This is a genomic window from Arthrobacter sp. BG5 (assembly GCF_056680155.1).
Map to the genome: position 1 here is coordinate 502,469 of NZ_CM155268.1, position 24,724 is coordinate 527,192.

The following is a 24,724-nucleotide window of genomic DNA, read 5'->3' on the forward strand; positions in this document are numbered from 1 at the left end:
GCGGCCTCGCGGCCAGGAGGAACCGCCCAAGCCATGGCGGCCCTCCCGACCGGCGGACATAATAAGCATTTATGCGACCTCGACATCTGCAGCTGCGCGCGGCCCGACACTGGGCAAGGTTCCTGGCGGCCTCCGCCGTCGTTATGGCCGTGGCCTCCTGCACCGCCCCGCCGCCGGGCGACTACGGCCAGGAGGAAGGGATGAGCAAGACCGTCCCCAACCCGCCGTGGTTCGGCGGATACCTCGATGTCACGCTGACCCCGGCCGTGCGGCTCCAGGACCTGCCGCCGCACGGCACCGTCACCACCATGCTGTCCTTCATCGGCGCCCACCCGAAACAACCGTGCGAACCGTCCTGGGACGGCGTCCACACCCTTGACCAGGCCGGCGCCAGGCTGGGGGTGGACGGGCAGATCGGCTCCTACCGCAAGGCCGGCAACGACGTCGCCGTTTCCTTCGGAGGACAGCTGGGCAAGGAGCTGGCCGGGGTCTGCACCGACGCTGCAGCGCTGGCGAAGGCCTACACCTCGGTGATCACCAGGTACGGCCTGGACATTGTGGACTACGACGTCGAGGGCGAGGGCCTCGCGGACCGCTCAGCCGCGCAGCGGCGTGCCGCCGCCGTCGCGCGGCTTCAGGCGGCGCGTCCCGCCGGCAACCCGTTGAAGGTGTGGCTGACCCTGCCGGTGTCGATGCAGGGGCTGACGCCGGACGGCGAAGCGGCGGTGACGGCCATGCTCGACGGCGGAGTCGACCTCGCCGGCGTCAACATCATGGTGATGGACTTCGAACCGCTGGGCCCGGGCCAAACCATGCTCACCGCAGCCAAGAGCGCGGCCGAGGCCACCCACCAGACGCTGCGTGCGCTGTACGGGAAGGCCGGCAAGCCCCTCGACGAGGCGGCCGCGTGGAACCGGATCGGACTGACCCCCATGATCGGGGTCAACGATGTGAAAGGCCAGGTCTTCACCATCGAGGACGCGGAAGGCCTGAACAGCTTCGCCCTGCAGCAGGGCATCGGACGGATGTCCATGTGGTCGCTGAACCGGGACAGGCCCTGCGGCCCGTCCAGCCGGCCGGAGCCCGGCAGCAGCGCATCCAGCGGCTGCAGCGGCGTGACGCAGCAGCGCGGGATGTTCGCGAAGGTGCTCGGCAAGTCCTTCACCGGCTGACCCGCTACCCGGGGCGGCTGCAGAGGATTTGTTCCACTCCCATCCGGCCCTCGGCGAAACTGCGCAGGGCACCGACCAGGTACAGCCGCCAGACGCGGGCGATTTCTCCGCCCATCATCCCGACGGCGGCGTCGTGGTTCTGCTCGAACCGGGCGTACCAGGCCTCAAGGGTGCGGACGTAATGCCGCCGCATCGCCTCAACGGCCTCGACTTCCAGGCCCGCTTCCTCCAGGAACCCCAGCGTCTCCCCCACCGGACGCATGTGCATGTCCGGGGCGATGAACGACTCGATGAACGGCCCTCCCCCGGGATGCTTGCCGCGGCGGGACATTTGCTGGACCAGGACGCGCCCGCCGGGGACCACGTTGTGGAACAGGGCGGCGGCGTAGACGGGGTAGTTGCGCTGTCCCACGTGCTCGCCCATTTCGAGGGAGGCCACGGCGTCGAACGGCCCGTCCGGGATTTCGCGGTAGTCCTGGACCCGGATATCGACCCGCCCCTCGAGGCCGCGCTCCTTGATCCGGGCGTCGATGAACGCTTTCTGTTCGACGGAGAGGGTGACGCCGACGACGTCGACGCCGTAATACTGGGCCGCGTGCACGCTCAGCGAGCCCCAGCCGCAGCCGACGTCGAGGAGCCGCATCCCGGGCTTCAGCCCGATCTTGCGGCAGACGAGGTCCAGTTTGTCCCGCTGGGCGTCCTCGAGGCCGTAGCCCTCGGTGGCGCCGCCGTTCCCTGCCTGATCCGTCCAGTAGCCGCTGGAATACGCCATCTGCGGGTCGAGGATCAGTGCGTAGAAATCGTTGCTGAGGTCGTAGTGGTGGCTGATGGCGGCGCGGTCGCGGACCAGGCTGTGCAGCCGTCCCTTGACCCGGGCCTGGCTGGCGGGGGGCTCGGGCGGCGCGCCCAGGGCCCCGGCGGCCTTGGCGATCCGGGCGGCGCCGGCCAGCAAGCCCGGGGTGGGGCGGATGCCGGACAGCCCGCGGTCCCGGACCACCTTCCACAGGTGCTCCAGCGCGGAGTTGAGGTCGCCGTCGACGTCCAGCTCACCGGTGACATAGGCCTGCGCGGCGCCCAGCTCCCCCGGCGCCCAGAGCAGCCGGCGGATGGCGTCCGGCGAGTTGAGCCGCACCACGGGGGCGCCGGCCGGACCGGCTTCACTGCCGTCCCAGACGACCAGCCGGACAGGGAGTTCCCCGCCAACCACCGGTCGCAGGACCTCCGCGACGGTGGCTGCCAGTCCCGCCGTCATGCTGCGCTCCGCCCGCTGGAAGCCTTGGCCGCTGCCTGGCTGGACGCCTTCGTGGCTGCCTTGTCCAGCACGATCTGCTGCACGTCCAGATAGCCGGTCTCGAAGCCTGCCCGGGAGTAGCACAGGTAGAACAGCCACATCCGCTGGAAGACCTCGTCGAACCCGAGGCCGCGCACGTCCGCCGCGCGGGCCATAAAGCGCTCCTCCCAGAGCCGCAGGGTCTGGGCGTAGTGCTCGCCCATGGCGAGGCGTTCGCGGACGCGCAGTCCGGTCTGTTTCTCGGTGATCTCCTCGATCGCCCGGACCGAGGGGATGACGCCGCCGGGGAAGATGTATTTGTGCACCCAGGTGTAGCTGGTCCGGGTGGCGATCAGCCGGTCGTGGCCGATCGTGATCGCCTGGATGGCGACCTTCCCGCCGGGGGCCAGGACCCGCTCGATCGTCTGGAAGTACGTGGCCCAGTACTCGTAGCCGACCGCCTCGATCATCTCGACCGAGACGACGGCGTCGAACTCGCCCTCCACGGCCCGGTAGTCCTTCAGCTCGATGGTCACGGCGTCCGCGTAGCCTGCCTCGGCCACCCGCTGCCGGGCCAGTTCCTGCTGCTCGCTGGACAGGGTCACCGAGTAGACGGTGGCGCCGCGGGCCGCGGCACGGAGGGCAAGTTCCCCCCAGCCGGTGCCGATTTCCAGCACGCGGGTTCCCGCCGTGACGCCGGCCTTGTCCAGCAGCCGGTCGATTTTGGCCTGTTGGGCTGCTGCCAGCCCGTCCCAGGCGACATGGCGCAGGGCGTCGCCGCTCTCCGGGAAGAGCGCGCTGGAGTAGGTCATGGTGCTGTCCAGGAAGGTCGCGAAGAGCTCGTTGGACAGGTCGTAGTGCCGCGAGATGTTGGAGCGGGTGTTCTGCTCCGTGTTCCGTTCGGTGCGCGGTGTGCGGGGCAGGTACAGCCCGCGCAGTTTCTGCAGCGGCTCCGGCACCAGCGTCCCCACCCGGGCCGCGAAGACCTCCATGACCGCAGTCAGGTCGTCCGCGTCCCAGTCCCCGGCCATGTAGGACTCCCCCAGGCCGATCAGGCCGCCGTCGCCGAGCCGGGCGGCGAAGGCTTCCGGACGGTTCATCGTCATCACCGGGAACACCTGGCCGGGCTCGGCCTGGCCGGACGCGGCCTTCCCCAGCACGGTCCCGTCGGGGTAGCGGACCTCCAGCGGGAGGCGGCGCACGGCGGCGCGGAAGATGGCGTCCGCGGCCTTCCCCGCGAGCCTGGCCTTGAGGCTTGAGGGCACGGTGGCGATGCTGGGCCACACCGCAGCATCGATGACTGCGGGAGGCTGCGGAACCGTGTACGGTACGGCCGGATGCGTGGGTGCCGGGTTTGCGGGTGCCGGGGTTGCCTGCGCGGTGTTCGCCTGCGCAGCCTGTGATCCGGTGGCTTCGGTCATGGTCACTGGACTGCCTCCTGTGAGGGGTGGTGTGGTCTTTTGATGACGGGCAAACGGCGTGCCCAGAGTTTGATGCCCTGCCAGCGGATCTGTGCGGCGACCCGCAGCGGCGCCAGCGGGACGGCGAGCGCCGCGGCCGTGATGTTCGGCACGGTGGCTTCGCGGCGGACGCCGTCCATGGTGGCGATGAAGGGCTTCTGCCCCTCCCGCTCCAGGACGATCGAGACGGCGAGCCGGTCGGCGGGTTCGGGGAGTTTCATCCGGTACTGGCCGTCGACGTCGTTGAACGGCGAGACGTAGAAGGCCTTGGGCACGGTGGCCCGGCCGGCGTCGTCGGTCTCCAGCAGGTAGCAGTGCCGTTCCCCGTAGGTGTTGTGGACCTCGGCGACGACGCAGCGCAGCCCGCCGGCGGCGTCGTGGCACCAGAACAGGCTGAGCGGGTTGAAGACGTGGCCCAGGACGCGGGCGCTGGCGAGCATGGTGATCCGGCCGCCGTCGAGCGCGATGCCCTGGGTGGCGAGGTAGCGCTCGACGTTGCCGCGCAGCGTTCCGTCCGGTTCGCCCAGGTGGTCAGCCGCGGAGAAGCCTGCCAGCGGGGCAAGCCAGCGCGGCAGCTGCGGCAGGGCATCGACGTCGACGTACCAGCTGTAGCTGCGGTAGGTGAAGGCGTTGTGCAGCGGGGTGCGCCGCACGTGGGCTATCGAGGTGCGGTAGATGGCTGCGCGGCTGCTCATGCGCCCTCCAGGGACGTCTGCAGTTCCGGCGCCTGCTGCCGCGGGGCACTGGCCGGTTCCCATTCGCGTCCCAGCCGGGCCGCGGCGCGGACGCCGGACAGGGCGCCGTCCTCATGGAAGCCCCAGCCGTGGTAGGCGCCGGCGAAGGCGAGGCTGCCGTCGCCAAGGCCCAGGATCTGCTGCTGGGCGCGCAGCGAATCCGGGGTGTACTGCGGGTGTTCGTACACCATCTGTTCCAGCACCGTCCCGTCCCCAATCAGATCGGATTCGCCGAGGCTGACAATGTAGCGCTTGCCGTCCGCCGGTTCCAGCCGCTGCAGCCGGGTCATGTCATAGCTGACCAGGACCCGGTCCGGGCGGGCGTCGCAGGAGGGCAGCCGGTAGTTCCAGGAGGCCTTGGCGTTGTCGCTGGCCGGGAGCACGGCGTCGTCGCGGTGGAAGACCGTGTGGTTGACCGAGTACGGCATGCCGGCCAGGGCCTCCCGTTCGACGGGTGAGGCGTCCTGGAGCATCTGCAGCGCCTGCGCCGGGTGGGTGGCGATTACGACGGCGTCGAACTGCTCGGTGCGCTCCCCGGTGCTGACTTCCACCCCGCCGGCGTGGCGGCGGACCCGGGTGACGGGGCTGGACAGGCGGATGTCCGGCAGCGTCGCGGCGAGCTTGTCCACGTAGCTGCGGGAGCCGCCAGTGACGGTGCGCCACTGCGGGGAGCCCTTGACGCCGAGGAGCCCGTGGTGGCCGAGGAAGGTGAAGAGGTAGCGGGCCGGGTAGGCCAGCGCGGTGGTCGGGTCGCAGGACCAGACGGCGCTGACCACCGGGGTCATGAAGTGCACGATGAAGTAGCTGCTGAACTTCTCCCGGTCCAGGAACTCGCCCAGAGTCAGCTCGGCCGCAACAGCACCTTTGCCGGCACCGTTGCCGGCGCCGGCCGCTTCCGTCTCGGCGAGCAGGGCGCGGGCCCGGCGGTAAAAGCGGGTGACCTCCAGCAGCATCAGCAGGTAGCGGCCGCGCAGCAGGGTGGAGGGCCGCGGGATGATGCCCCGCGCGCCGGCCCTGGCGCCCGCGTACTCGAGTCCGCAGCCGTCACAGCGGATGGACATGCTCATTTCCGAGTCCTGGGTCTGCACGCCCAGTTCGTTGAAGAGCCGCAGCAAGGTGGGGTAGGTGCGGGTGTTGTGGACGATGAAGCCGGTGTCGATGCCCAGCGTGGAGCCGTCGGCCTGGCGGACGTCGTGCGTGTGGGCGTGCCCGCCGAGCCGATCATCCGCCTCGAAGACAGTCACCTGGTCCCGCTGGTTCAGGACGTAGGCGGCGGTCAGGCCGGCCACCCCGCTGCCGATCACGGCGACGCGTCGCCCGTCCGGGATGCTTGCTGCTTGCTGCACTGGTCTGCTCCTGTTGCTTCGCCTGAATCGTCCTGGTGGATCGTCTTATGGGCAATTCGTAACCGCGGGGCAACCGGATGAGTGCGATTTCCCAGCCGTTGCTTGGAACCCAATGTGCCAGAATGAAGCGGGATTTCGGTCCCGCCTCACCGTAACCACCGAAGGGCAGCCCTGTGATCAACCCCGTGCATCTGCGAACGCTCGTCGAGGTGGTGCGGCTGGGCTCGTTCGCGGCGGCCGCCACCCGGTTGGGCTACACGGCCTCGGCGGTGTCGCAGCAGATGTCGGCGCTGGAGCGGGACACCGGGGTGGACCTGTTCCAGCGGTCGGCCCGCAGCGTCCATCCCACGGAAGCCGCCGTCGTGATGACCCGGCACGCAGCCAAGGTCCTCACCGACATCGACGCGCTGATGGCGGCGGCGGCCCGGACCCACGACAGTGCCAGCCAGGAGCTCCGGCTGGGCATCTTCCCGAGCCTGGCCACCTACGTCCTCCCCCGGATCCTGCAGAACCCGGCGTGGAAGAACCTTGGCATCGAACTGCGGGTCTCCGTGGCCGAGCCGGGCCAGACCATCCAGGGCCTGCGCACCGGCGGCGAGCTTGACGTCGCGCTCGTCTACCAGGTGGGCCAGTCCGGCCTCGCGTGGCCGCACACGGTGAACCGGCAGTGGATTGGCGACGACGACTTCCGGGTGGTGCTGCCCGCGGCCTGGGGCATTGGCCCGGGGTCCCAGGTGGCGGCGGACCACCTGTCCGACATGCCATGGATCATGCACCACCCCGGTACCAGTGACGCCACGGTGATTGAGCGGCTATTCGCCAGCTGCAACCTGCACCCGCGGGTGGTGGCCTTCAGCGACGATTTCCATGCCAGCCTGGAGATGGCCGCTGCCGGGCTGGGCGCGGCGCTGGTCCCGGAGCTCGCCCTGCTGCACCGGCCCGCCGGCGTGGTGGTGCTGGATGTCCCCGAGATCCGGCTGGCCCGCAACGTCTTCGCCCTGCTGCCCAAGGAACAACAGACGGCGCAGGTCCAGCTGTTCGTGGAGCTGCTGGCGGACACGCTGCACAAGCTCGTGGCCACGCGTCCGGACTGAGCCTTGGTTCCGGCCGCGGGCCGGCCGGCATGGCGTCGGGCATCGTCCCGGCTTACGTGCCGGACGTTGTCCCCGCCTACGTGCCGGGCTTTTTCCGGAGCTTCCCGGCCGGTGCCACCAGGGCGCTGATGATCCGGTGCTTGGCCTTGGTGTAGGGCGGGTAGATCAGTTCCAGGGTGTCCGGCCAGTGCGGCTTGGACAGGGTGGAGCGTTCGTGCGAGAAGGTCCGCAGCGAGTGCTCGCCGTGATAGGCGCCCATCCCACTGTTACCGACCCCGCCGAACGGCAGGCCGGGGACGGTGAGGTGCGCGGCCGGGACGTCGAAGCACAGCGCCCCCGAGGAGGTCTGTTCGGAAAACGCCCGGCGCGTCCCGGCGTCGTTGCTGAACACGTACAACGCCAGCGGCTTGGCTCCGGCGTTGATGGTCCGGATCGCCTCGTCCCTGCCGCTGACCGGCACCAGCGGCAGCAGCGGGCCGAAGATCTCCTCCCCCATCACGGTGTCCCCCGGTGCGGGCCGCAGCAGCGTCGGGGCGAAGTGCCGGCTGGCGGCGTCGCGCTCGCCGCCGTGGACCACGGTACTGCCGTCCGCGAGCGCGGCGACCCGGTCAAAGTGCCGGTCGTTGACGATCCGGCCGTAGGACGCGCTCTGCGCGGAGTCTGTTCCGAACAGCGCCGCGATGGCTTTGACCAGCTCGGTCTCCAGCGGCACCAGGACCTCCTCTGTGGCGAGGATGTAGTCCGGTGCCACGCAGGTCTGCCCGGCGTTCATGAACCTGCCCCAGGCGATCCGTTTGGCGGCCTTGGCCAGGTCCGTGGAGGAGTCCACGTAGGCCGGGGACTTGCCGCCCAGTTCCAGGGTCACCGGCGTCAGGTGCTCGGCCGCGGCGCGGAGCACCACCTTGGCCGCCGCCTCGCCGCCGGTGAAGAAGATGTGGTCGAAGCGCAGGCCCAGCAGCGCCGTGGTCTCGGGGATCCCGCCTTCAACAACCTCGGCCGCGCCGGGCAGGTACTCCGGAATCCAGCGGGCCAGGGCGGCGGAGGTGGCCGGGGCATGTTCGCTGGGCTTGAGCACCACGGTGTTGCCGGCGGCGAGCGCGCCGGCCAGCGGTGCGAGCAGCAGCTGCAGCGGGTAGTTCCAGGGCCCGATCACCAGCACCACTCCCAGCGGGGTGAGCTCGGTCCAGGCCTTGGCCGGCTGGACCGCCACCGGTACGGACACCGGGCGCGGCCGCAGCCAGGCTTCGAGGTGCTTCTCCAGGTGCGCCGCTTCGGCCGTGACAAAACCGATTTCCGTCAGCTGCGCCTCGGTCTCGTGTTTGCCAAGATCGTCCGTCAGCGCCCGGGCGAACTCCCGCCGGCGCTCGATCAGCATCCGCCGCAGGCTGCGCAGTTGCTCCAGCCGCCACGCCAGCGGCCGGGTGGTTCCGCTGTCAAAAACTTCACGGGCACGGGCAACGGTGGCGGCAACTGTTTGCATCCGATCAATGTACCGGTCCCCCGCTCCGCTCAGGGGCCGGTATCGGATAAATGCCCGTCGATGCTGGAACGGACCACTTTTCAGGACTATGTTGAAGACATGAGCAAGGTAGCGAGCCAGCACTTTGGAGAGATCGAGCTCAACCACGGGCGTGACCATAATTTCGCCGCCAAGCATGAACTGGCCGGCCAGCCCCTGGAGCTTGACCTGAACGTCAACGCGCATGACCACTTTGACGAAGCGGCCATGCACAAGGTTGACTACCGGCTGCGCTTCCTGCCCGAACTCGTCGACCAGGTCCGCGAGATGATCGCCGAGGAACTGGAGCAGGACGGCACCAGCCCGCAGGAGTACCTCCGCTTCCACTGCAACGCCATCAAGCCCGAGCACCTGCAGCAGGTCTTCGGCGTCACGGACAAAGCCCAGCTGACCCACCAGGTCTTCCTCAAGGCGCTCAAGCTCGGCCACGTGGGCATTTACCCGGGCCAGCCGGAGCGCTACTTCGTGCTCGACTTCACCCTGGGCGCGCACTTCACCGACGAGGTCCTGGTGGCCTCCGCGGACGAGGACGGCGTCGTCGACGACGAAATTCTGTGGGAATCCTGATCGACTGCTCCGAGGACGCCCTTTTGAGCGCTCAAAACGGCGGCTGCTCAGCAATCGATCATTGAAAACGTACGACGCCGGCCGGTCACCTTGCGAGGTGGCCGGCCGGCGTCGTTTGTTCATCCGGAGCTTGTTCAGCCGGTGCTTGGTCCGGCTGATGTCGGCCCGGGCCGCAGGAATCCGACCGGGCGGCTACCGGGCCGCTTCGAGCAGTCCGGCGCGGACCGTCCTGGTGGCTGTGACCAGGTTGCGCAGGGACTCCTCGGTCTCGGCGTAGCCGCGGGTCTTCAGGCCGCAGTCCGGGTTGACCCAGAGCTGGCGGGACGGGACGTGCTTGACCGCAGTGCTGAGCAGTTCGGTGACTTCCTGCTCGCCCGGGACGCGCGGCGAGTGGATGTCGTAGACGCCCGGGCCCACGCCGCGGCCGAAGCCGTGGGACTCGAGGTCGTGTACCACTTCCATCCGGGAGCGGGCTGCCTCGATCGAGGTCACGTCGGCGTCGAGGCCGTCGATCGCGTCGATGATCGCGCCGAACTCCGAGTAGCACAGGTGGGTATGGACCTGGGTGGAGTCGGCGGCGCCGGCGGTGGCGAGCCGGAAGGACTTCACGGACCAGTCCAGGTAGGCGGCCTGGTCTGCCCGGCGCAGCGGCAGCAGTTCGCGCAGGGCGGGCTCGTCGACCTGGATGATCTTGATGCCGGCGGCTTCCAGGTCCGCGATTTCGTCGCGGAGTGCCAGGGCCACCTGGTTGGCGGTCTCGCCGAGGGGCTGGTCGTCGCGGACGAAGGACCACGCCAGGATCGTGACCGGCCCGGTGAGCATGCCCTTCATCGGCTTGCTGGTCAGCGACTGCGCGTACTTGGCCCATTCCACCGTGATCGGGGCGCTGCGCGTGACGTCGCCCCACAGGATGGAGGGCCGGGTGCAGCGCGAGCCGTAGGACTGGACCCAGCCGTGCACGGTGACGTCGAAGCCTTCCAGGTTTTCGGCGAAGTACTGCACCATGTCGTTGCGCTCGGGCTCGCCGTGGACCAGCACGTCGAAGCCGAGCTCCTCCTGCAGCTCCACGACGCGCTTGATCTCGTCCTTCATCAGCTGTTCGTACTGTTCAGTGCTGAGCTCGCCCTTGTTGGCGCGGGCCCGGGCGGTGCGGATCTCCGCGGTCTGCGGGAAGGAGCCGATGGTGGTGGTGGGCAGCGGCGGCAGCTGCAGCGCCCCGGCCTGCGCGGCCTCGCGGACCGCGTAGGCGGAGCGGTTGAAGTCCGCGTCGGTCAGGGCGGCGGTGCGGGCGCGGACCTCGGCGCGGCGGACGCCGTCGGCCCCGGCGCGGGAGGCAATGACGCGGGTGGCCTCATCGATGGCCGGCTGGACGGCTGCCGGGTCGGTCAGCAGCCCGGCGAGGGTGACAACCTCGGCGGCCTTCTGGTCGGCGAAGGCGAGCCAGCTGCGCAGCTGGGCCGGGAGCTGGACTTCCTCCTCGGCGTCGTGCGGGACGTGCGCGGTGGTGGTGGAGGTGCTGATGGCGAGCTTTCCCACCGACTCCTTCAGCTTGGCGATCTTTGCCGCCGAGTCGGCCAGGTCGTTGCGCCAGATGTTGTGGCCGTCCACGACGCCGGCAACCAGGGTCTTGTTGCCCAGCGCGGCGAGCGCCACGGCGGACGGGACCTCGCCCTTGAAGACGTCCAGGTGCAGGGCGTCGATGCCGGTGGCGGCGAGGGTGCCGAGCTGGCCGTCCAGCGCGCCATAGGGGGTGGACACGAACAGCTGCGGGCGGTCCGCGGCGGCGGAGAGCTCCCCGTAGGCGCGGGCGACGGCGGCCTGGATCTCTTCGGCCGGGGTGTCCTGGTCCACCACCAGGGCCGGCTCGTCGAGCTGGACCCAGCTGGCGCCGGCGGCGGCAAGCCGCTGCAGCAGTGCGGTGTAGACGGGCAGGATGTCCTCGAGGCGGGACAGCGGGCTGAAGCCGGCCGGGGCCTCGTCGGAGGCTTTGCTCAGCAGCAGGAACGTCACCGGACCAACCAGGTACGGGCGGGTCTCAACACCGTTGGCCAGGGCGTACTCGAATTCCTCGACGATCCGGGTGGACGTCAGCGCGAAGTTGGTCTCCGGGCCGATTTCCGGGACGAGGTAGTGGTAGTTGGTGTCGAACCACTTGGTCATTTCCAGCGGCTGCTGGTCCGTGGTGCCGCGGGCCAGGGTGAAGTATCCGTCGATGTCGAGCCGGCCGCCTTCGGTGAGGAGGTTGCCGAAGCGGGCCGGTACGGCGCCGAGGTGCGCGGCGGCGTCGAGCACCTGGTCGTAGTAGGAGAAGCTGCCCGGAACGGCGGCGGCTTCGGTCAGGCCGAGACTTTGGAGCCGCCGGGCCGTGCCGAGCTGGATGTCCTTGGCGGCGGCGTCCAGGGCGTCGGCGTCGATTGTGCCGGCCCAGTAGGCCTCGACGGCCTTCTTGAGTTCGCGGCGGCGGCCGATGCGCGGGTAGCCGAGGATCGAGGCGGCCGGGAACGGGGTGGGCACAGCGGTGTTCTGATCAGTCATGGGAAGTCCTAAGAGTTGGTGGTGCAGGGTGCAGGAAAGTCGCGTCGGTGCCGGTCAGCTGGCAAGCTGCCGGCGGGCGGCCGGGCGCTGGTAGCTCGCGTGCCGGTTGCCGCTTCGCGGCCGCGGCAGGGCGAGCTTGTCCAGCACGTCCAGGGCACTGGCGTGTTCGTTGAAGGTGTACAGGTGCAGGCCCGGGGCGCCGGCGTCCAGGGCCGCGTTGGCCAGGTCCACGGTGGCCCTGACCCCGATCCGGTTGCGTTCGGCGTCGGTGTCCGCGGCGGCGAGCCGTTCCAGCAGTTCAGGGGCCGGTTCGACGCCGGTCAGTTCGCCCAGCCGGGTGAGCCGGCGGACGCTGGTGAGCGGCATGACCCCCGGGATGATCGGGATGGTGACGCCCGCCCGGCGCGCCTGGGTCAACAGCCGCGCGTACTGCTCGGTGTGGAAGAAGACCTGGGTGATGGCAAAGTCGGCACCGGAGCGCTGTTTGGCCAGCAGCACCTCGATGTCGTGCGCCTCACTCGGCGATTCGGGGTGCCGGGTGGGGTAGGCGGCGACGCCGACGGCGACTTTGCCGGCGCACAGCAGCGCCGAGCGGCGCTGTTCAACGCGGCGGATGAGTTCGATCAGGTCCTGCGCGTAGCGCAGGGAACCTTCCGCCGGGACGCCCCCGTCCCTGGGCTGGTCGCCGCGCAGGGCCAGGATGCCGCGGACGCCGACGTCGAGCAGTTCGCCGATGACCTCGGCGAGTTCCTGCGGGGAGTTGCCGACGCAGGTCAGGTGCGCCAGGGGGCGCAGCTGGGTTTCCTGCACGAGGCGGTTGATGAGTTCGACGGCGGTGCTGCGGTTGGAGCCGCTCGCACCGTACGTCACGGAGACGTAGTCCGGGCTGGTGGCTTCCAGCTCCCCGATCGTGGTCCAGAGCGACTCCGCGGCTGCGGGCGAGCGCGGCGGGAAAAGCTCGTAGGACAGGGCGATGGGGGCCGCGCCGGCGAGATTTGGATGTGCGTCAATAAGGCTTGGTGGAGACATTTGCGTCCTTGGCTGTGAGCCATTGCCGCCAGCGGGCCGGAGACCGGCCGGCGCTGCCGCCAATGAGTTGAGTTTGGGAACACGGAGGGAACTTCAGCAGGACGCAGTCGCGACTGTTACGCCTGCTTCGAAGCTGTCCGTGAGCAAATGTCAGGCCCACATGGGGGCACCCACACCCTCCTTGGCCGCCAGGGAAATATTTCGGCTGAAATGATTCCTTTGGCCGGCCTGCAGCGGAGGATCGCTGACACGTTACCGGGGTAACTTGTCTACGACTCTAGGGGCCCCTGGTGCGGCGTTCAAGTTTTCTGTCGAATTAAGACGCGCCTTTACGCCGCAGGAAGCCCGGTTGCAGAAGATTATTCGACAAAGCGAGGCCTCCCCTTTGTCAGTGCCGCAGGTCTATCCTGAGGGCATGATCCAGCTTCCAGCCAGTTACCAGGAGTACCTCGCCGGCAAGAGCGAGAGCCTCATCAACACCGTCCGGCCCATCCTGATGCAGTCGGCCGCGGACAAACTGCACGGGGTGCGCGTGGTGGTCCACCCGCACGACCACCAGGCCCATCTGGACGACACCATCCCGTTCGGGACCGTCATCGAGGACATTGACTGACGGCAGCTGCCGGGACCGGCGCCTCCCGGCCAAGGGACGGGGTCCGGTCCTTCGCTAGCCCTCCAGCAGGAGGCGCTGCGAGCGGGGCGCCAGCGTGTGCTCCAGGACCAGGCAGGCCGCGCCGACGGCGCCGACGTCCTCGCCCACGCCGGTGCCCACTACTTCGATGCCGTGGATTTTCCGGGTGGCGCTGTTGTCCCGGACCAGGCCGGGGATCTGTTCGAGGTAGGCCGGCGCGAGGCACGTCCAGAACGGGCCGCCAAACACAACGCGGTCCACATCCAGCACGTTGGTGACCGCGGAGATGGCCCGGCTCACCAGCACGGCGGACTTCCGGAGGATATCCAGCGCCCCCTCGCTGCCGCCGTACGCCAGCGCGCAGAGTTCCGCGAAGCTCTCCTGCACCGCGGCGGCGCTCCGGTCCGTGCGGGAGCCGTCCAGCACGCCGGCAGCCTCGGCCTGCGCGACGAGGACCTTCGGGATCGCGGCGGACTTCACGCAGCCGCGCTGGCCGCAGTCGCAGGGCGGCCCGTCGGGGTCCACGATGATGTGCCCGATTTCCCCGGCATTGCCGGAGGTGCCGCGGACCACCTCGTCGTTGAGGACCACCCCGCAGCCGATCCCGGTGCCCATGTACATAAAGACAAAGCTGCCCGCGCCGCTGGGGCCGCCGGCCCAGGTTTCGGCGACGGCGGCGGCCGTCACGTCCTTGTCCAGGAGCGTCGACAGCCCGGTCGCCGCGGCGAGGGCGTCACGCAGCGGAACGCGTTCCCAGCCCGGTAGCAGCGGCGGGTCCACCACGGCACCTTCCTCCAGGTCGATCGGCCCCGGCGAGGCAATGCCCAGCCCGGCGACCTTGGCACTGTCCACCCCGGAGTCCTCGATCAGTTGCTTGATCTCCGCGGCGATCGTGTCGATGATGGATCCCGGGTCCGTGCCCGAGGGCGTCTTGAGCCGTGAGTGCTTGACGACGGCGCCGACGAGGTCCAGCAGGACGAACGTCAGGACGGCGGGATCGAGGTGGACGCCGACGGCGTACATCCCGGCCGGGTTGAGCCGGAGCATGGTGCGCGGCTTACCGGGTCCGCTGCCCTCTTTGCCCGCCTCGACGATCAGGTTCTGGTCCAGCAGCCGGCGGGAAATATTGGAGATGGTTTGCGGCGAGAGCCCGACGAGCTGCGCGAGTTCCACCCGGCTGAGCCCGCCCGGGGCGCGCCGGATCGCGTCCAGGATGACCGTGAGGTTGAAATCCCCCATCCGTGGGAGGTTTGTGCCGCGCCGCGGCGAGGGTGTGCGGATCTCAGTCACTGATACCTCTAAACGTCTTCGGCTAAGCACTGCTGATGTCAGAAATGGTACGTTACGCGCGGCCGCTAGCACCCACCCTCCGCCTTCACAGTCGGACAGATTTCGCCCGGGTGGCCCGCAGCCGGGCCCGCGTGGCCCCTGACTGGCTCCGGCGTGGCCCCTGTCTAGCCGTGCGGGGCTGAGCGCCGCGGCTGGCGGACGCTCGCCGTGACGGTGAATTTCGGGTTGCGGCCCACCTCACGGGTGGGGCCGACCAGCCGTTCCAGTGCGGGCCGGTACTGCAGGTGGCTGTTGAATACCGTCCAGAGTTCGCCGCCCGGAACCAGGACCCTGGCCGCTGCTTCGATCAGTTTGATTCCGGCCCCGGCGTGCACCGCGGCGCCCAGGTGGAACGGCGGGTTGAGCAGGACCAGTTCGGCGCTGGCGTCCGGCAGGGTGCTCATGGCGTCGTCGTGCAGGACCTCGATCTGCCGGTCCAGGCCGTTGGCGCGGGCCGTGGCCGCGGCGGACTCGACGGCGGCCGCCGACCTGTCCGTGGCCGTGACCCGCGCGTGCGGGTGGCTGCGGGCGTACAGGGCGGCCAGGATCCCGGTGCCGCACCCGAGGTCCACGGCGTGCCCGACGCTGGGCATCTCCGGCAGGAAGTCCAGCAGGAACCGGGTTCCGATGTCCAGCCCGGTGCCGGCAAACACGGCTCCCCGCGCGCAGACCGTCAGCCCCAGCCCGGCGTTCCACTCCGTGACCGGGAACGGCGGGGCGCCGGCCGCCGGTTTCGCGGCCCGGGCCAGCAGGATGCGTGACTTTTGCCGGGCCAGCTGGGGTTGCACCTCGCCGAAGTACCGCTCCAGCACGGCGTTCATCCCCAGGCTCATGTGCTTGACCCGGCCGCCGGCCAGCAGCACGACGTCCGGCGCGGCGTGCCGGGCGACGGCGTCGGCGATCTCCTCCAGCTCGGCGAGTGACCGGGGCAGCTGGAGCAGGACGAGGGGCGCGCCGTCGAGGGCTTCGGCCAGCGGAAGCTGTTCGAACCCGGCGTTGAGCCCGGAGGCCTCGGCGTTGTTGCGGAGCGCGCGTTCGCCGGTGATCAGGTCCTCATGCACCCGCACCGGGCGGGTATCGGCGGCGGCGCCCTGCCAGTCGAGGGCGAGCATGCCGAGGGTCAGGGCGCCGTAGCGGTCTCCCACGACGGCGGTCCGGCCGGCGGGTGCCAGCCGGCCGGCGGAGCGCAGTTCGGCAGCGGTGTCCAGCAGCAACCGGTCGGTGGCGTCCCAGGCCTGCAGGTTGGCCGCCTCGACGTCGGGGAATCTGCGGAGCCGGGAAAAGAGGGAGTCGAGCTTGTTGTCCGCCACGCGCGGGTTGCCGCCCTTTCTGGTCGGGTTCTTGTCGGGCCGTCAGTGATGGGACGGGGATGGTGCACCGCTTTACGTTATCCCGGACCGGCCAGCAGCTTGACGATCCCGGCGACGGCGGCCCGGCCCGCCCGGTTCGCCCCGATAGTGGACGACGACGGGCCATAGCCCACGAGGTGGACCCGCGGCTCCGCGGCGACGCGGGTGCCGTCCATGGCGATGCCGCCGCCTGGGCTGCGGAGATGCAGCGGCGCGAGGTGCTCCAGCTCCGCCCGGAAGCCGGTGGCCCAGAGGATGACGTCGGCGGCCAGGAAACTGCCGTCCGCCAGCCGCACTCCCCCGGGTTCAATGCCGGTGAACATCGGGTGGCGCTGGAGCACGCCGCGTGCGGCGGCAGCGCGCAGGGCCGGCGTCCAGATGAGTCCCGTCACGGCGACGACGCTTTGCGGCGGCAGCCCCTGCCGCACCCGTTCCTCGACGAGGGCGACGGCGTCGTGGCCGGCCTGCCGGTCGAAGGGGGCGTCGCGCCAGAGCGGTTCCCGCCGGGTGAACCAGGTGGTGCTGGTGACCGCGGAGATCTCGTCCAGCAGGCCCACGGCGGAGATGCCGCCGCCCACCACGATCACGTGCTGCCCGCGGAATTCCTCCGCGGAGGCGTAGTCCGCCACGTGCAGTTGCCGGCCGCGGAAGCTGGTCTGCCCCGGGTAGATGGGCCAGAACGGGCGCGTCCAGGTGCCGGTGGCGTTGATCACGGCCCGGGCGGAGCAGTCGCCGCGGGAGGTGGCGACGCGGAGGCGACCGGCCGGGTTGTTGTCCTCCCGGCTGACGGAGCGGACTTTCACCGGCCGTTCGACGGCCAGGCCCAGCCGGGCCTCGTAGCCGGCAAAATACCGGCTCAGGAAGCTCGAGCTGGCTTCCTCCGGATCGACCTCAGGCTGCGGGATGCCCGGCAGGTCGCTGATGCCGTTGACGGTGGCCATCAGCAGGCTTTTCCAGCGGTGCCGCCAGGCACCTCCGGGGCCGTCCTCGGCGTCGAGCACCACATAGGTCAGCGGAGCGCCGGCGCCGGCCACGGCAGCGCTGTCCGGGCCGGTACTGGCCGTGCCACTGGCCGGACCGGCGGGGACGAACCCGCGGCGCTGCAGATGGTAGGCGGCGGAAAGTCCGGCCTGTCCGGCGCCGATGACCACGACATCGGCGAACCGCAGCGGTGCACGCAAGGTGTCGTTCACGGCGCCCATCCTCATTCAGCGGAAACAAAGCGAGGCCCCGCTCAGTGAGCGGGACCTCGTCCGGTGGAGCTGAGGGGACTCGAACCCCTGACCCCCTGCATGCCATGCAGGTGCGCTACCAGCTGCGCCACAGCCCCAAACGTGTCGTTGACCCAACCCTCAAGAAGCCGGTTCGATCAAGCAACCTGATTATCTTAATCTACATTTGCCGCCGACGCGAATCGGCGCGCGGTGTGTCGCTCCAGCGCTTCAGCGGCGGCGCACTGCCGCGGAGGAATAAAAAAATCCGCCGGAATCTTGCGATTCCGGCGGATAATCCGGTGGAGCTGAGGGGACTCGAACCCCTGACCCCCTGCATGCCATGCAGGTGCGCTACCAGCTGCGCCACAGCCCCGAATTTTCGCTGCTCCGAACTCGTTCTCTCCGAAGCAACTCAAATATCTTAGATCAGCACTTCTGAAAATTCCAAATCGGGCATATTCAGGGTTTTGCGCCGGCTGGTACCGTGCCTCCTACTCGGCGTCGGTGGCGGCGGTTGCCTTGGCCGAGGCGTCGTCGCCGAGCTGCAGGTCCACCACGGGGCAGTCCTTCCAAAGGCGCTCCAGGGCGTAGAACACGCGGTCTTCCTCGTGCTGGACGTGGATGACGACGTCGGCGTAATCCAGGAGCACCCAGCGTCCGCCGGAGCGGCCTTCGCGGCGCACGGGCTTGAGGTCGAACTTGGACAGTTCATCCTCGATGCCGTCGACGATGGCGTTGACCTGGCGTTCGGACGGCGCGGAGGCGATCAGGAAGACGTCCGCCAGGGCAAGCCGCTCGCTAACGTCGAGGGCGACAATGTCGTCGGCCAGTTTTTCCGCGGCAGCGCGGGCTGCGTGGCGGGCTGTGGCGATGGATGAATCGGTTGCAGTCACGGGACTCCTTGTTGAAAGTGAAAACTGTTGAAAATAAAAGCTGTTGATCTGGAAAAGCTGTGTGGTCGGGAGGGCTGTTCCGCCGGGACGCGAACCCGGCGGCCGGGGCGGCCTGCTGGCGGCTGCAGCGCAGGGGCTAGTGGGCCAACCCGGTGATGATCAGGATGATGCCGGCAATGAGCGCCAGGACTCCGAGGGCCAGGACACCGAGCTGGAGGGCGCGCAGGCGCCGTGCCCGGCCGAGGCCCGCGGTGGCGGCGTCCAGCGGGTCCAGCCCGTAGGCGGAGTTGGCAGCGACCGGCGGACGGGCGGCGAAGTCCTCCTCCGCCACAGCAGCCCCGGAGTTGTCCGGGGCGGCTGCCGCGGCCGGGCGGCGGACCGTTGCGGCCTGCGCGGCCGCCTCGGCTCGGGCCAGCACACCGGCACGGCTGTTCTCCGGACCGGCGTCCCGCTTCCGGGACGGGCCGGGCCGGCGCGGGGTGCGCGGTGTCTGGACCTTGGGGCTGGAGTTGGTGACCAGCGGGACGTACGACGTGGCAGGGCGCTTCATGACCGGCCGCTCCACGCCGGGGACCTCGACAAATTCCAGCGGGGTGACCATGGCCAGGTTGCTGGCTGTCGAGGGGGCGTTCTTCTGGGGTTCGCTGCGGGGCTGGGACGGCTGGCTGTTCTGCGCTGCCAGCTTTTGCTTCGCGGCCGCCCGCCGGTTCAGCACGGCGGCGCGTTCGGCCAGGGCAATCTGCTCAGCCAGTATTTCCGGGTTGACGGCGTCCGGATCCGTGGCGGCGATGTGTTCCATCTTCGCGACCTGGTTGCGGGCCTGCTCGGCGAGGAGCTCACGCGCGGCGAGGGCCTGCTCGACGCTCATCCCCTCCGGCAGCTTGCCGCCCGGGCCGGGCGCGCCGGCGCCCTGCGGCGGCGCTTCCTCAGCCTCCGGCGCGGTGGCGGCCGTCCCGGCCGGGCTGTCCTGGCCGGCCGGCGGCTTGGCAGCTGTCCCTACCACCGGGTGCGAGCGGGTCCGCGGCGACGGCATCGGCACGATCGGATTGGCCGAGGTGGCGGGGGCGGTCTCTTCGGCCAGCTGCTGGAGCCGGAGCTGGCGGCGCGTGGGGGCGCCGCCGGGTGAAAGCTGGCCTTCTTTTTCCGCGAGGTCTTTGATGGTGCGCAAGGCGGCGCGGTCGCGGGCCCGGATCTGCGAGGACCGTTCGGCGGCGGACGTGGTCCGGACCGAGTCAACCGGGCCCGGGATGCGGCGGCGGCCGGTGGTCTCGGCCTCGGTCGGTTCCTCCGGACGCCCGGACGTGGCGGGATTCGCGCCGGCCGGCCGGGACCCGGGTCCTGAGCCGTCCCGGGCGCGGGCAGCCTGACCTGCGCCGGCACCCGTGGTGCCGGCGCCCGGCGTCACTTGCTGGCGCTCATCCCTGGCCTGACGCAATTCGCGGCGGCTGCGGATGGGAGACTGTTCCTGACTCATTGAAGGCTCATTCGGTGCTGGCGGTTTGGTTTGTCTCGAGGGCGGCCCGTGGCTCCTGGAGGTCCCCCTCAGGATCGGGCTGGTCGTCATACAGGTCGTACTTGGCGATGTACTGGACCACGCCGTCGGGCACGAGGTACCAGACGGGGTTTCCGGCGGCGACGCGGGCCCGGCAATCGGTGGACGAGATGGCCATGGCGGGGACCTCAAGCAGGCTCACGTCATCCCGGCCCATGCCGTCCAGCACATGCCCGGGACGGGTCACGCCGACAAAATGCGCCAGCGACCATAGCTCGTCGATGTCCTTCCAGGACAGGATCTGCGCGAGTGCGTCGGCGCCGGTGATGAAGAACAGGTCGGCGTCCGGCCGTAGCGTGCGCAGGTCCCGGAGGGTGTCGATGGTGTAGGTGGGGCCGGGACGGTCGACGTCGACCCGGCTCACGGTGAAGCGCGGATTCGACGCGGTGGCGATGACGGTCATGAGGTAGCGGTGCTCGGCCTCGCTGACCTTCCGGCTGCTCTTCTGCCAGGGCTGGCCGGTGGGAACGAACACCACTTCGTCAAGGCCGAACTTCGCCGCGACCTCACTGGCCGCGACGAGGTGGCCGTGATGGATCGGATCAAAGGTGCCGCCCATCACACCCAGCCGCAGGCGGCGCTTCGCGCCGTGCTGCTTCACTGTGGCGGAAATATTAGTGGCCTTGGCCGTGGTCGTGCTTGTTCGGGTGCTGGCGGTGCGGGTCCGCGTGCTCCTCGACGGCCTCGTGGCGCTTGCCGAGGTTGCCGTAGGAGAGCGTGATGAACATCAGGACCAGCAGGATCACGAACATGGAGCCGCCAATAACGAACGGCGGCGCAATGAGCGGCGCGAGTTCCTCGTGTTCGCCGGCTGCGGCAATGGATGTGGCGATCTGCTGAAACAGCATGTTCTCCCCTAGTGAGTTCACAAATTAATTGCGGTTTTGCGACGACGGAGGCCCCGCCGTTCCTGGCTTCTGTTCCATGTTACCGCGTTGCTAGGCCCGGACCTGGCCTTCGCCCTGCACGATCCACTTCGTGGTGGTGAGCTCGGTCAGCCCCATCGGGCCGCGGGCGTGCAGCTTCTGCGTCGAAATCCCCACCTCGGCGCCGAGGCCCAGCTCCCCGCCGTCGGTGAAGCGCGTGGAGGCGTTCACGATCACGGCGGCCGAATCCACCTCCGCGATGAAACGCTCGGCGTTGGCCAGGTCGTTGGTCAGGATGGCCTCGGTGTGCCCGGTGGACCAGGTGCGGATGTGCTGCACTGCCTCGTCCAGGCTGTCCACCATGGCGACCGCCAGGTCCAGGTCCATGTATTCGGTGGCCCAGTCCGCCTCGGTGGCGGGCACCGAGTCCACGGCGGCCGGCAGCGCAGCGCGGATCCGGTCGTCCGTGTGCAGCGTGACGCCGGCGGCGCGCAGGGCGGCGGCGACGGCAGGCAGCACGGTGGACCCGGAATGGACCAGCAGCGTCTCCACGGTGTTGCAGACGCTGGGGCGCTGGGTCTTGGCGTTGAGCAGGATCTCGACAGCCATCTCTTCGTCCGCCGAGGCGTCGAGGAAGATGTGCACGTTGCCCTCCCCGGTCTCAATGACCGGCACCGAGGAGTTCGTGACCACGGTCTGGATCAGCTCCCGTCCGCCGCGCGGAATCAGCACGTCGACGCGGCCCCGGGCGCGCATCAGGACGTTCGCGCCGTCACGGCCGTACTGGTCCACGCTCTGCACGGCGTCGGCGGGCAGGCCGACGGAGTCGAGGGCGTCGCGCAGGATGCCGACAAGTGCCTCGTTGGTGGCGGCGGCGGCGCTTCCGCCGCGCAGGATCACGGCGTTGCCGCTCTTGAGGGCCAGTCCGGCGATGTCCACGGTGACGTTGGGGCGCGCCTCGTAGATCGCCGCGACCACACCCATGGGCACGTTGACCTGGCGTAGCCGCAGCCCGTTCGGCAGGGTCTGGCCGCGGACCACATTGCCTACCGGGTCCGGCAGGTTGGCCAGGTTTTCCAGCGCGGCGGCCAGGGCCTGCACGCGGGCTTCGGTGAGGGTGAGGCGGTCCAGCAGCGCCGCCGAGGTGCCGTTGGCGCGGCCGGCGTCGACGTCCTTAGCGTTGGCGGCCAGGATCCGGCCCTGCTGCTCCAGCAGCGCGGCGCCGACGGCGCGCAGGCCGCGGTCCTTCCAGGCCCGGTTGGCGCGGGCCATCCGGCGGGACGCGGTCCGGGACCGGTCGGCGATGGCGTGCACGGCGGCTTCGATGTCCGTCGCGGCCGGCGGCAGGCCCGCGGAGGGGGCGTCGGAAACCGGCAGGTCGGGGTGCGAAATCAGAGCCTCAGTCATGCTCCAAGTTTAGGCGAGCGGAGGGCTTAGACCAGCACCAGGTCGTCAACATGAACAACTTCACGGTCATAGCCGCGACCCAGCGCCTTGCCGAGTTCGCGGGTGGAGCGGCCCAGCATCTGCGGCAGTTCGGCGGCGCCGTAGTTCACCAGGCCGCGGGCAATCACGGTCCCGTCGGCGCCGACCATCTCGACGGCGTCGCCGGCTTCGAAGTCGCCGTGCACGGCGGAAATCCCGGCGGGCAGCAGCGAGGTGTGGCGGTCCCGCACGGCGCGGACGGCGCCGTCGTCGAGCACCAGCGTCCCCTGGACGGACGCCAGGTGGGCGAGCCAGAGCAGCCGGATCGGCTTGCGGGAGCCGTTGACGGAGAACCAGGTTCCCACGTCCTCCCCCGCCAGCGCGGCGGCGGCGTTCGCGGTGGAGGTGACGAGGGCGTGGATCCCGGATCCGGCGGCGATGGAGGCGGCTTCGACCTTGGTGACCATGCCGCCGGTGCCGACCCCTGCCTTGCCGGTGCTGCCGATCGAGACACCGTCAAGGTCCTGCGGACCGGCGACGTGCGGGATCCGCTTGGCTCCGTGCGAGGGCGGCCCGTCGTAGAGCGAATCGACGTCGGAAAGCAGCACCAGGGCGTCGGCGCGGACCAGGTGCGCCACCAGGGCCGCGAGCCGGTCGTTGTCGCCGAAGCGGATCTCGTGGGTCGCGACGGTGTCGTTCTCATTGACCACCGGGACCACGCCAAGGTTCAGCAGCCGATCCAGCGCGCGGAAGGCGTTGGTGTGCTGGCTGCGGCGCATGAAGTCGTCCGCGGTCAGCAGCACCTGGCTTACTGTGACGCCGTGTGCGCCGAACGCGTGGGTATAGCGGGCCATCAGCAGGCCCTGGCCGACGCTCGCGGCGGCCTGCTGGGTGGCGAGGTCGCGGGGGCGTTTTTCCAGTCCCAGCGGCGCCAGCCCGGCGGCGATCGCCCCGGAGGAGACCAGGATGATCTCGGTGCCCGCGTTGCGCTTGTGCGCCAGGGCGTCGGCGAGGTCGGTGAGGGCTTCCTCGGCGATGCCGCCCTTGATGGACGTCAGCGAGGAGGACCCCACCTTGACCACGATCCGGCGGGCGCCGGAGAGCAGCGCGCGGCTGGGCGCGGCTGCAGCTCCGGGGTCGACGACGGCGTTACTCGTCATCGGCTTCGCCGAGTCCACTCTCCTTGAGCGGCTGCGGCGCGCGGCGGGCACTGACCGATTCGGTCCAGATACCGGCCTTGCGCTCGGCCTCCAGCTCGGCACGGGCCGCGGCCTTGGCGTCGCGGCGTTCCTGCTGGTCCTCGCGCTTCTGGCCGCGCGTGGGGCGGTCGCCGATGTCGGCGAAGCGCACGTCAGTGCCGCGCGGGGAAGCCAGCAGCTCGGCGCCGGCCATCATGGTCGGCTCCCAGTCGAAGACGACGCCGTCGTCCTCGCCGATGACGACCGTGTCGCCGGGCTTGGCGCCCTGCTTGAACAGTTCGTTCTCGACGCCCAGCTTGGCCAGGCGGTCGGCGAGGTAGCCGATGGCTTCCTCGTTGGTGAAGTCGGTCTGCTTGACCCAGCGCACGGGCTTGTCGCCCAGCACGCGGAACAGCGGTTCCAGGTTCTTCTCTTCGCGGCGGATCGTGAAGCCGCTCTCATTGACGGCGCGCGGACGCAGCACGGGGGCCTGGACCTTGGGCGGCGCCGCGGCCACCGCGTCGCGGGCGGCCTTGACGATCTCGGCCATGGCGAAGCCGAGCTGGCGGAGTCCCTCGTGGCTGGTCGCGGAAATTTCGAAGACCTTGTAGCCGCGCTTTTCCAGTTCCGGGCGGACGAATTCGGCCATGTCCTTGCCGTCCGGCAGATCGACCTTGTTCAGGGCGATGAGGCGGGGACGGTGGTTCAGCGGCACGACTTCACCGTCGGAGCCGGCGTAGCTCATGTCCACGGCGTACTTTTCAAGCTCGGCTTCGATCACGGCGAGGTCCGAGAGCGGGTCGCGGTCCGACTCCAGCGTGCCGCAGTCCAGCACGTGCACCAGCGCGGCGCAGCGCTCGACGTGGCGCAGGAAGTGGTGCCCCAGGCCCTTGCCCTCGCTGGCACCTTCGATCAGGCCCGGGACGTCGGCGATGGTGAACCGGACGTCGCCGGCCTGCACGACGCCGAGGTTGGGGATCAGGGTGGTGAAGGGGTAGTCGGCGATCTTCGGCCGCGCGGCCGACATCGCCGCGATCAGGCTGGACTTACCCGCGGACGGGAAGCCGACCAGGGCGATGTCCGCGATGGACTTCAGCTCCAGGACGATGTCGCTGGATTCGCCTTCGATGCCGAGGAGCGCGAAGCCGGGGGCGCGGCGCTTCTGCGAGGACAGGGCGGCGTTGCCGAGGCCGCCGATGCCGCCGGCCGCGGCGATGAACTCAGTGCCTTCGCCGACCATGTCGGCGAGGACGGTGCCGTCCTTGCTCTTGACGACCGTACCCTCGGGGACCGGGAGGACGAGGGTTTCGCCGTTCTTGCCGCCGCGCCAGTCGCCCATGCCGGGGCCGCCGTTGGTGGCGTGCCGGTGCGGGGCGTGGTGGTAGTCGAGCAGGGTGGTGGTCTGCGGATCCACGCGCAGGATGACGTCGCCGCCGTTGCCGCCGTTGCCGCCGTCGGGGCCGCCGAGGGGCTTGAACTTCTCGCGGTGGACGGAGACACAGCCGTGGCCGCCGGTACCGCCGGATACGTGCAGTACTACCCGGTCTACAAAGCTCGCCAC

At 69.8% G+C, this 24,724-nt stretch carries 21 protein-coding genes and 2 tRNA genes; 4 read left to right on the forward strand and 19 right to left on the reverse strand.

The genetic code is table 11. The features are described 5' to 3' along the window. Positions 1–71 precede the first annotated feature (71 nt). Positions 72–1,172 carry a chitinase gene (locus AC1MBE_RS02225; RefSeq protein ID WP_479780556.1) on the forward strand — a complete coding sequence of 367 codons (1,101 nt, stop codon included), beginning with the start codon at positions 72–74 and terminating at the stop codon, positions 1,170–1,172. Between the two features lie 4 nt (positions 1,173–1,176). Here AC1MBE_RS02225 and AC1MBE_RS02230 read toward each other — a convergent pair whose 3' ends face one another. Genes AC1MBE_RS02230 through AC1MBE_RS02245 form a run of 4 tightly spaced genes read right to left on the reverse strand, consistent with a single transcriptional unit; the run spans position 1,177 to position 5,982 of the window. After that, a complete protein-coding gene (locus AC1MBE_RS02230) occupies positions 1,177–2,424 on the reverse strand; it encodes a class I SAM-dependent methyltransferase (protein WP_479780558.1) in 1,248 nt (415 codons plus the stop codon). Next, positions 2,421–3,869 carry a class I SAM-dependent methyltransferase gene (locus tag AC1MBE_RS02235; protein ID WP_479780560.1) on the reverse strand — a complete coding sequence of 483 codons (1,449 nt, stop codon included), beginning with the start codon at positions 3,867–3,869 and terminating at the stop codon, positions 2,421–2,423. Before AC1MBE_RS02235 ends, AC1MBE_RS02230 begins: the two co-directional genes overlap by 4 nt. After that, positions 3,866–4,597 carry a DUF1365 domain-containing protein gene (locus tag AC1MBE_RS02240; protein ID WP_479780562.1) on the reverse strand — a complete coding sequence of 244 codons (732 nt, stop codon included), beginning with the start codon at positions 4,595–4,597 and terminating at the stop codon, positions 3,866–3,868. Before AC1MBE_RS02240 ends, AC1MBE_RS02235 begins: the two co-directional genes overlap by 4 nt. Continuing rightward, complete coding sequence (locus AC1MBE_RS02245; protein WP_479780564.1) at positions 4,594–5,982, reverse strand: NAD(P)/FAD-dependent oxidoreductase; 1,389 nt, start codon at positions 5,980–5,982, stop codon at positions 4,594–4,596. Before AC1MBE_RS02245 ends, AC1MBE_RS02240 begins: the two co-directional genes overlap by 4 nt. 173 nt (positions 5,983–6,155) lie before the next feature. On the opposite strand from AC1MBE_RS02245, the gene AC1MBE_RS02250 reads away from it, so the two are divergent. Further along, entirely contained in the window at positions 6,156–7,076 is a 921-nt protein-coding gene (locus AC1MBE_RS02250; protein WP_479780566.1) for a LysR family transcriptional regulator, read from the forward strand. 76 nt (positions 7,077–7,152) lie between these two features. Here AC1MBE_RS02250 and AC1MBE_RS02255 read toward each other — a convergent pair whose 3' ends face one another. Next, the gene (locus AC1MBE_RS02255) at positions 7,153–8,556 is read right to left on the reverse strand and encodes an aldehyde dehydrogenase family protein (protein ID WP_479780568.1); all 1,404 of its coding nucleotides are present in this window, start codon (positions 8,554–8,556) and stop codon (positions 7,153–7,155) included. Between the two features lie 99 nt (positions 8,557–8,655). Between AC1MBE_RS02255 and AC1MBE_RS02260 the strand changes: the two genes are divergently transcribed. Then, positions 8,656–9,162: a DUF2004 domain-containing protein gene (locus AC1MBE_RS02260; RefSeq protein WP_346960297.1), complete on the forward strand. Its 507-nt coding sequence runs from the start codon at positions 8,656–8,658 to the stop codon at positions 9,160–9,162. A gap of 192 nt (positions 9,163–9,354) precedes the next feature. On the opposite strand, the gene metE is transcribed toward AC1MBE_RS02260, so the two are convergent. Together metE and AC1MBE_RS02270 are read right to left on the reverse strand one after the other, a co-directional pair. Next, the gene (metE, locus tag AC1MBE_RS02265; protein WP_479780570.1) at positions 9,355–11,697 is read right to left on the reverse strand and encodes a 5-methyltetrahydropteroyltriglutamate--homocysteine S-methyltransferase; all 2,343 of its coding nucleotides are present in this window, start codon (positions 11,695–11,697) and stop codon (positions 9,355–9,357) included. A 54-nt stretch (positions 11,698–11,751) separates the two neighbouring features. After that, positions 11,752–12,726, reverse strand: coding sequence for a methylenetetrahydrofolate reductase (locus AC1MBE_RS02270; RefSeq protein WP_479780572.1), 975 nt, complete (start codon positions 12,724–12,726; stop codon positions 11,752–11,754). 415 nt (positions 12,727–13,141) lie between these two features. On the opposite strand from AC1MBE_RS02270, the gene AC1MBE_RS02275 reads away from it, so the two are divergent. Further along, positions 13,142–13,339, forward strand: a complete 198-nt coding sequence (locus AC1MBE_RS02275) for a hypothetical protein (RefSeq protein ID WP_479780574.1) — start codon at positions 13,142–13,144, stop codon at positions 13,337–13,339. Positions 13,340–13,393: 54 nt separating this feature from the next. Here the strand turns inward: AC1MBE_RS02275 and AC1MBE_RS02280 are convergent, their stop codons facing one another. The 12 genes from AC1MBE_RS02280 to obgE all read right to left on the reverse strand — a co-directional run bounded on the left by AC1MBE_RS02280 (position 13,394) and on the right by obgE (position 24,724). Next, the gene (locus tag AC1MBE_RS02280; RefSeq protein ID WP_479780576.1) at positions 13,394–14,596 is read right to left on the reverse strand and encodes an ROK family transcriptional regulator; all 1,203 of its coding nucleotides are present in this window, start codon (positions 14,594–14,596) and stop codon (positions 13,394–13,396) included. Positions 14,597–14,811: 215 nt separating this feature from the next. Beyond that, a complete protein-coding gene (locus AC1MBE_RS02285; protein WP_479780578.1) occupies positions 14,812–15,996 on the reverse strand; it encodes a class I SAM-dependent methyltransferase in 1,185 nt (394 codons plus the stop codon). Positions 15,997–16,073: 77 nt separating this feature from the next. Beyond that, the gene (locus tag AC1MBE_RS02290; RefSeq protein ID WP_479780579.1) at positions 16,074–17,228 is read right to left on the reverse strand and encodes an NAD(P)-binding domain-containing protein; all 1,155 of its coding nucleotides are present in this window, start codon (positions 17,226–17,228) and stop codon (positions 16,074–16,076) included. Between the two features lie 64 nt (positions 17,229–17,292). Then, positions 17,293–17,365, reverse strand: a tRNA-Ala gene (locus AC1MBE_RS02295). Between the two features lie 184 nt (positions 17,366–17,549). Then, positions 17,550–17,622: transfer RNA gene (locus AC1MBE_RS02300), tRNA-Ala, on the reverse strand. 118 nt (positions 17,623–17,740) lie between these two features. After that, on the reverse strand, positions 17,741–18,142 hold the full coding sequence (rsfS, locus tag AC1MBE_RS02305; RefSeq protein WP_479780581.1) for a ribosome silencing factor: 402 nt from the start codon (positions 18,140–18,142) through the stop codon (positions 17,741–17,743). Positions 18,143–18,278: 136 nt separating this feature from the next. Beyond that, the gene (locus tag AC1MBE_RS02310) at positions 18,279–19,616 is read right to left on the reverse strand and encodes a hypothetical protein (RefSeq protein WP_479780583.1); all 1,338 of its coding nucleotides are present in this window, start codon (positions 19,614–19,616) and stop codon (positions 18,279–18,281) included. Positions 19,617–19,623: 7 nt separating this feature from the next. Beyond that, complete coding sequence (gene nadD, locus AC1MBE_RS02315) at positions 19,624–20,253, reverse strand: nicotinate-nucleotide adenylyltransferase (protein WP_479782433.1); 630 nt, start codon at positions 20,251–20,253, stop codon at positions 19,624–19,626. 55 nt (positions 20,254–20,308) lie between these two features. Next, positions 20,309–20,542 carry a hypothetical protein gene (locus tag AC1MBE_RS02320; protein ID WP_346960289.1) on the reverse strand — a complete coding sequence of 78 codons (234 nt, stop codon included), beginning with the start codon at positions 20,540–20,542 and terminating at the stop codon, positions 20,309–20,311. A 90-nt stretch (positions 20,543–20,632) separates the two neighbouring features. Beyond that, positions 20,633–21,967 (reverse strand): glutamate-5-semialdehyde dehydrogenase, encoded by a 1,335-nt coding sequence (locus AC1MBE_RS02325; RefSeq protein WP_479780585.1) that lies wholly within the window; start codon positions 21,965–21,967, stop codon positions 20,633–20,635. Positions 21,968–21,993: 26 nt separating this feature from the next. Then, on the reverse strand, positions 21,994–23,145 hold the full coding sequence (gene proB, locus AC1MBE_RS02330) for a glutamate 5-kinase (protein ID WP_479782435.1): 1,152 nt from the start codon (positions 23,143–23,145) through the stop codon (positions 21,994–21,996). Further along, complete coding sequence (obgE, locus tag AC1MBE_RS02335; RefSeq protein ID WP_479780587.1) at positions 23,135–24,724, reverse strand: GTPase ObgE; 1,590 nt, start codon at positions 24,722–24,724, stop codon at positions 23,135–23,137. Before obgE ends, proB begins: the two co-directional genes overlap by 11 nt.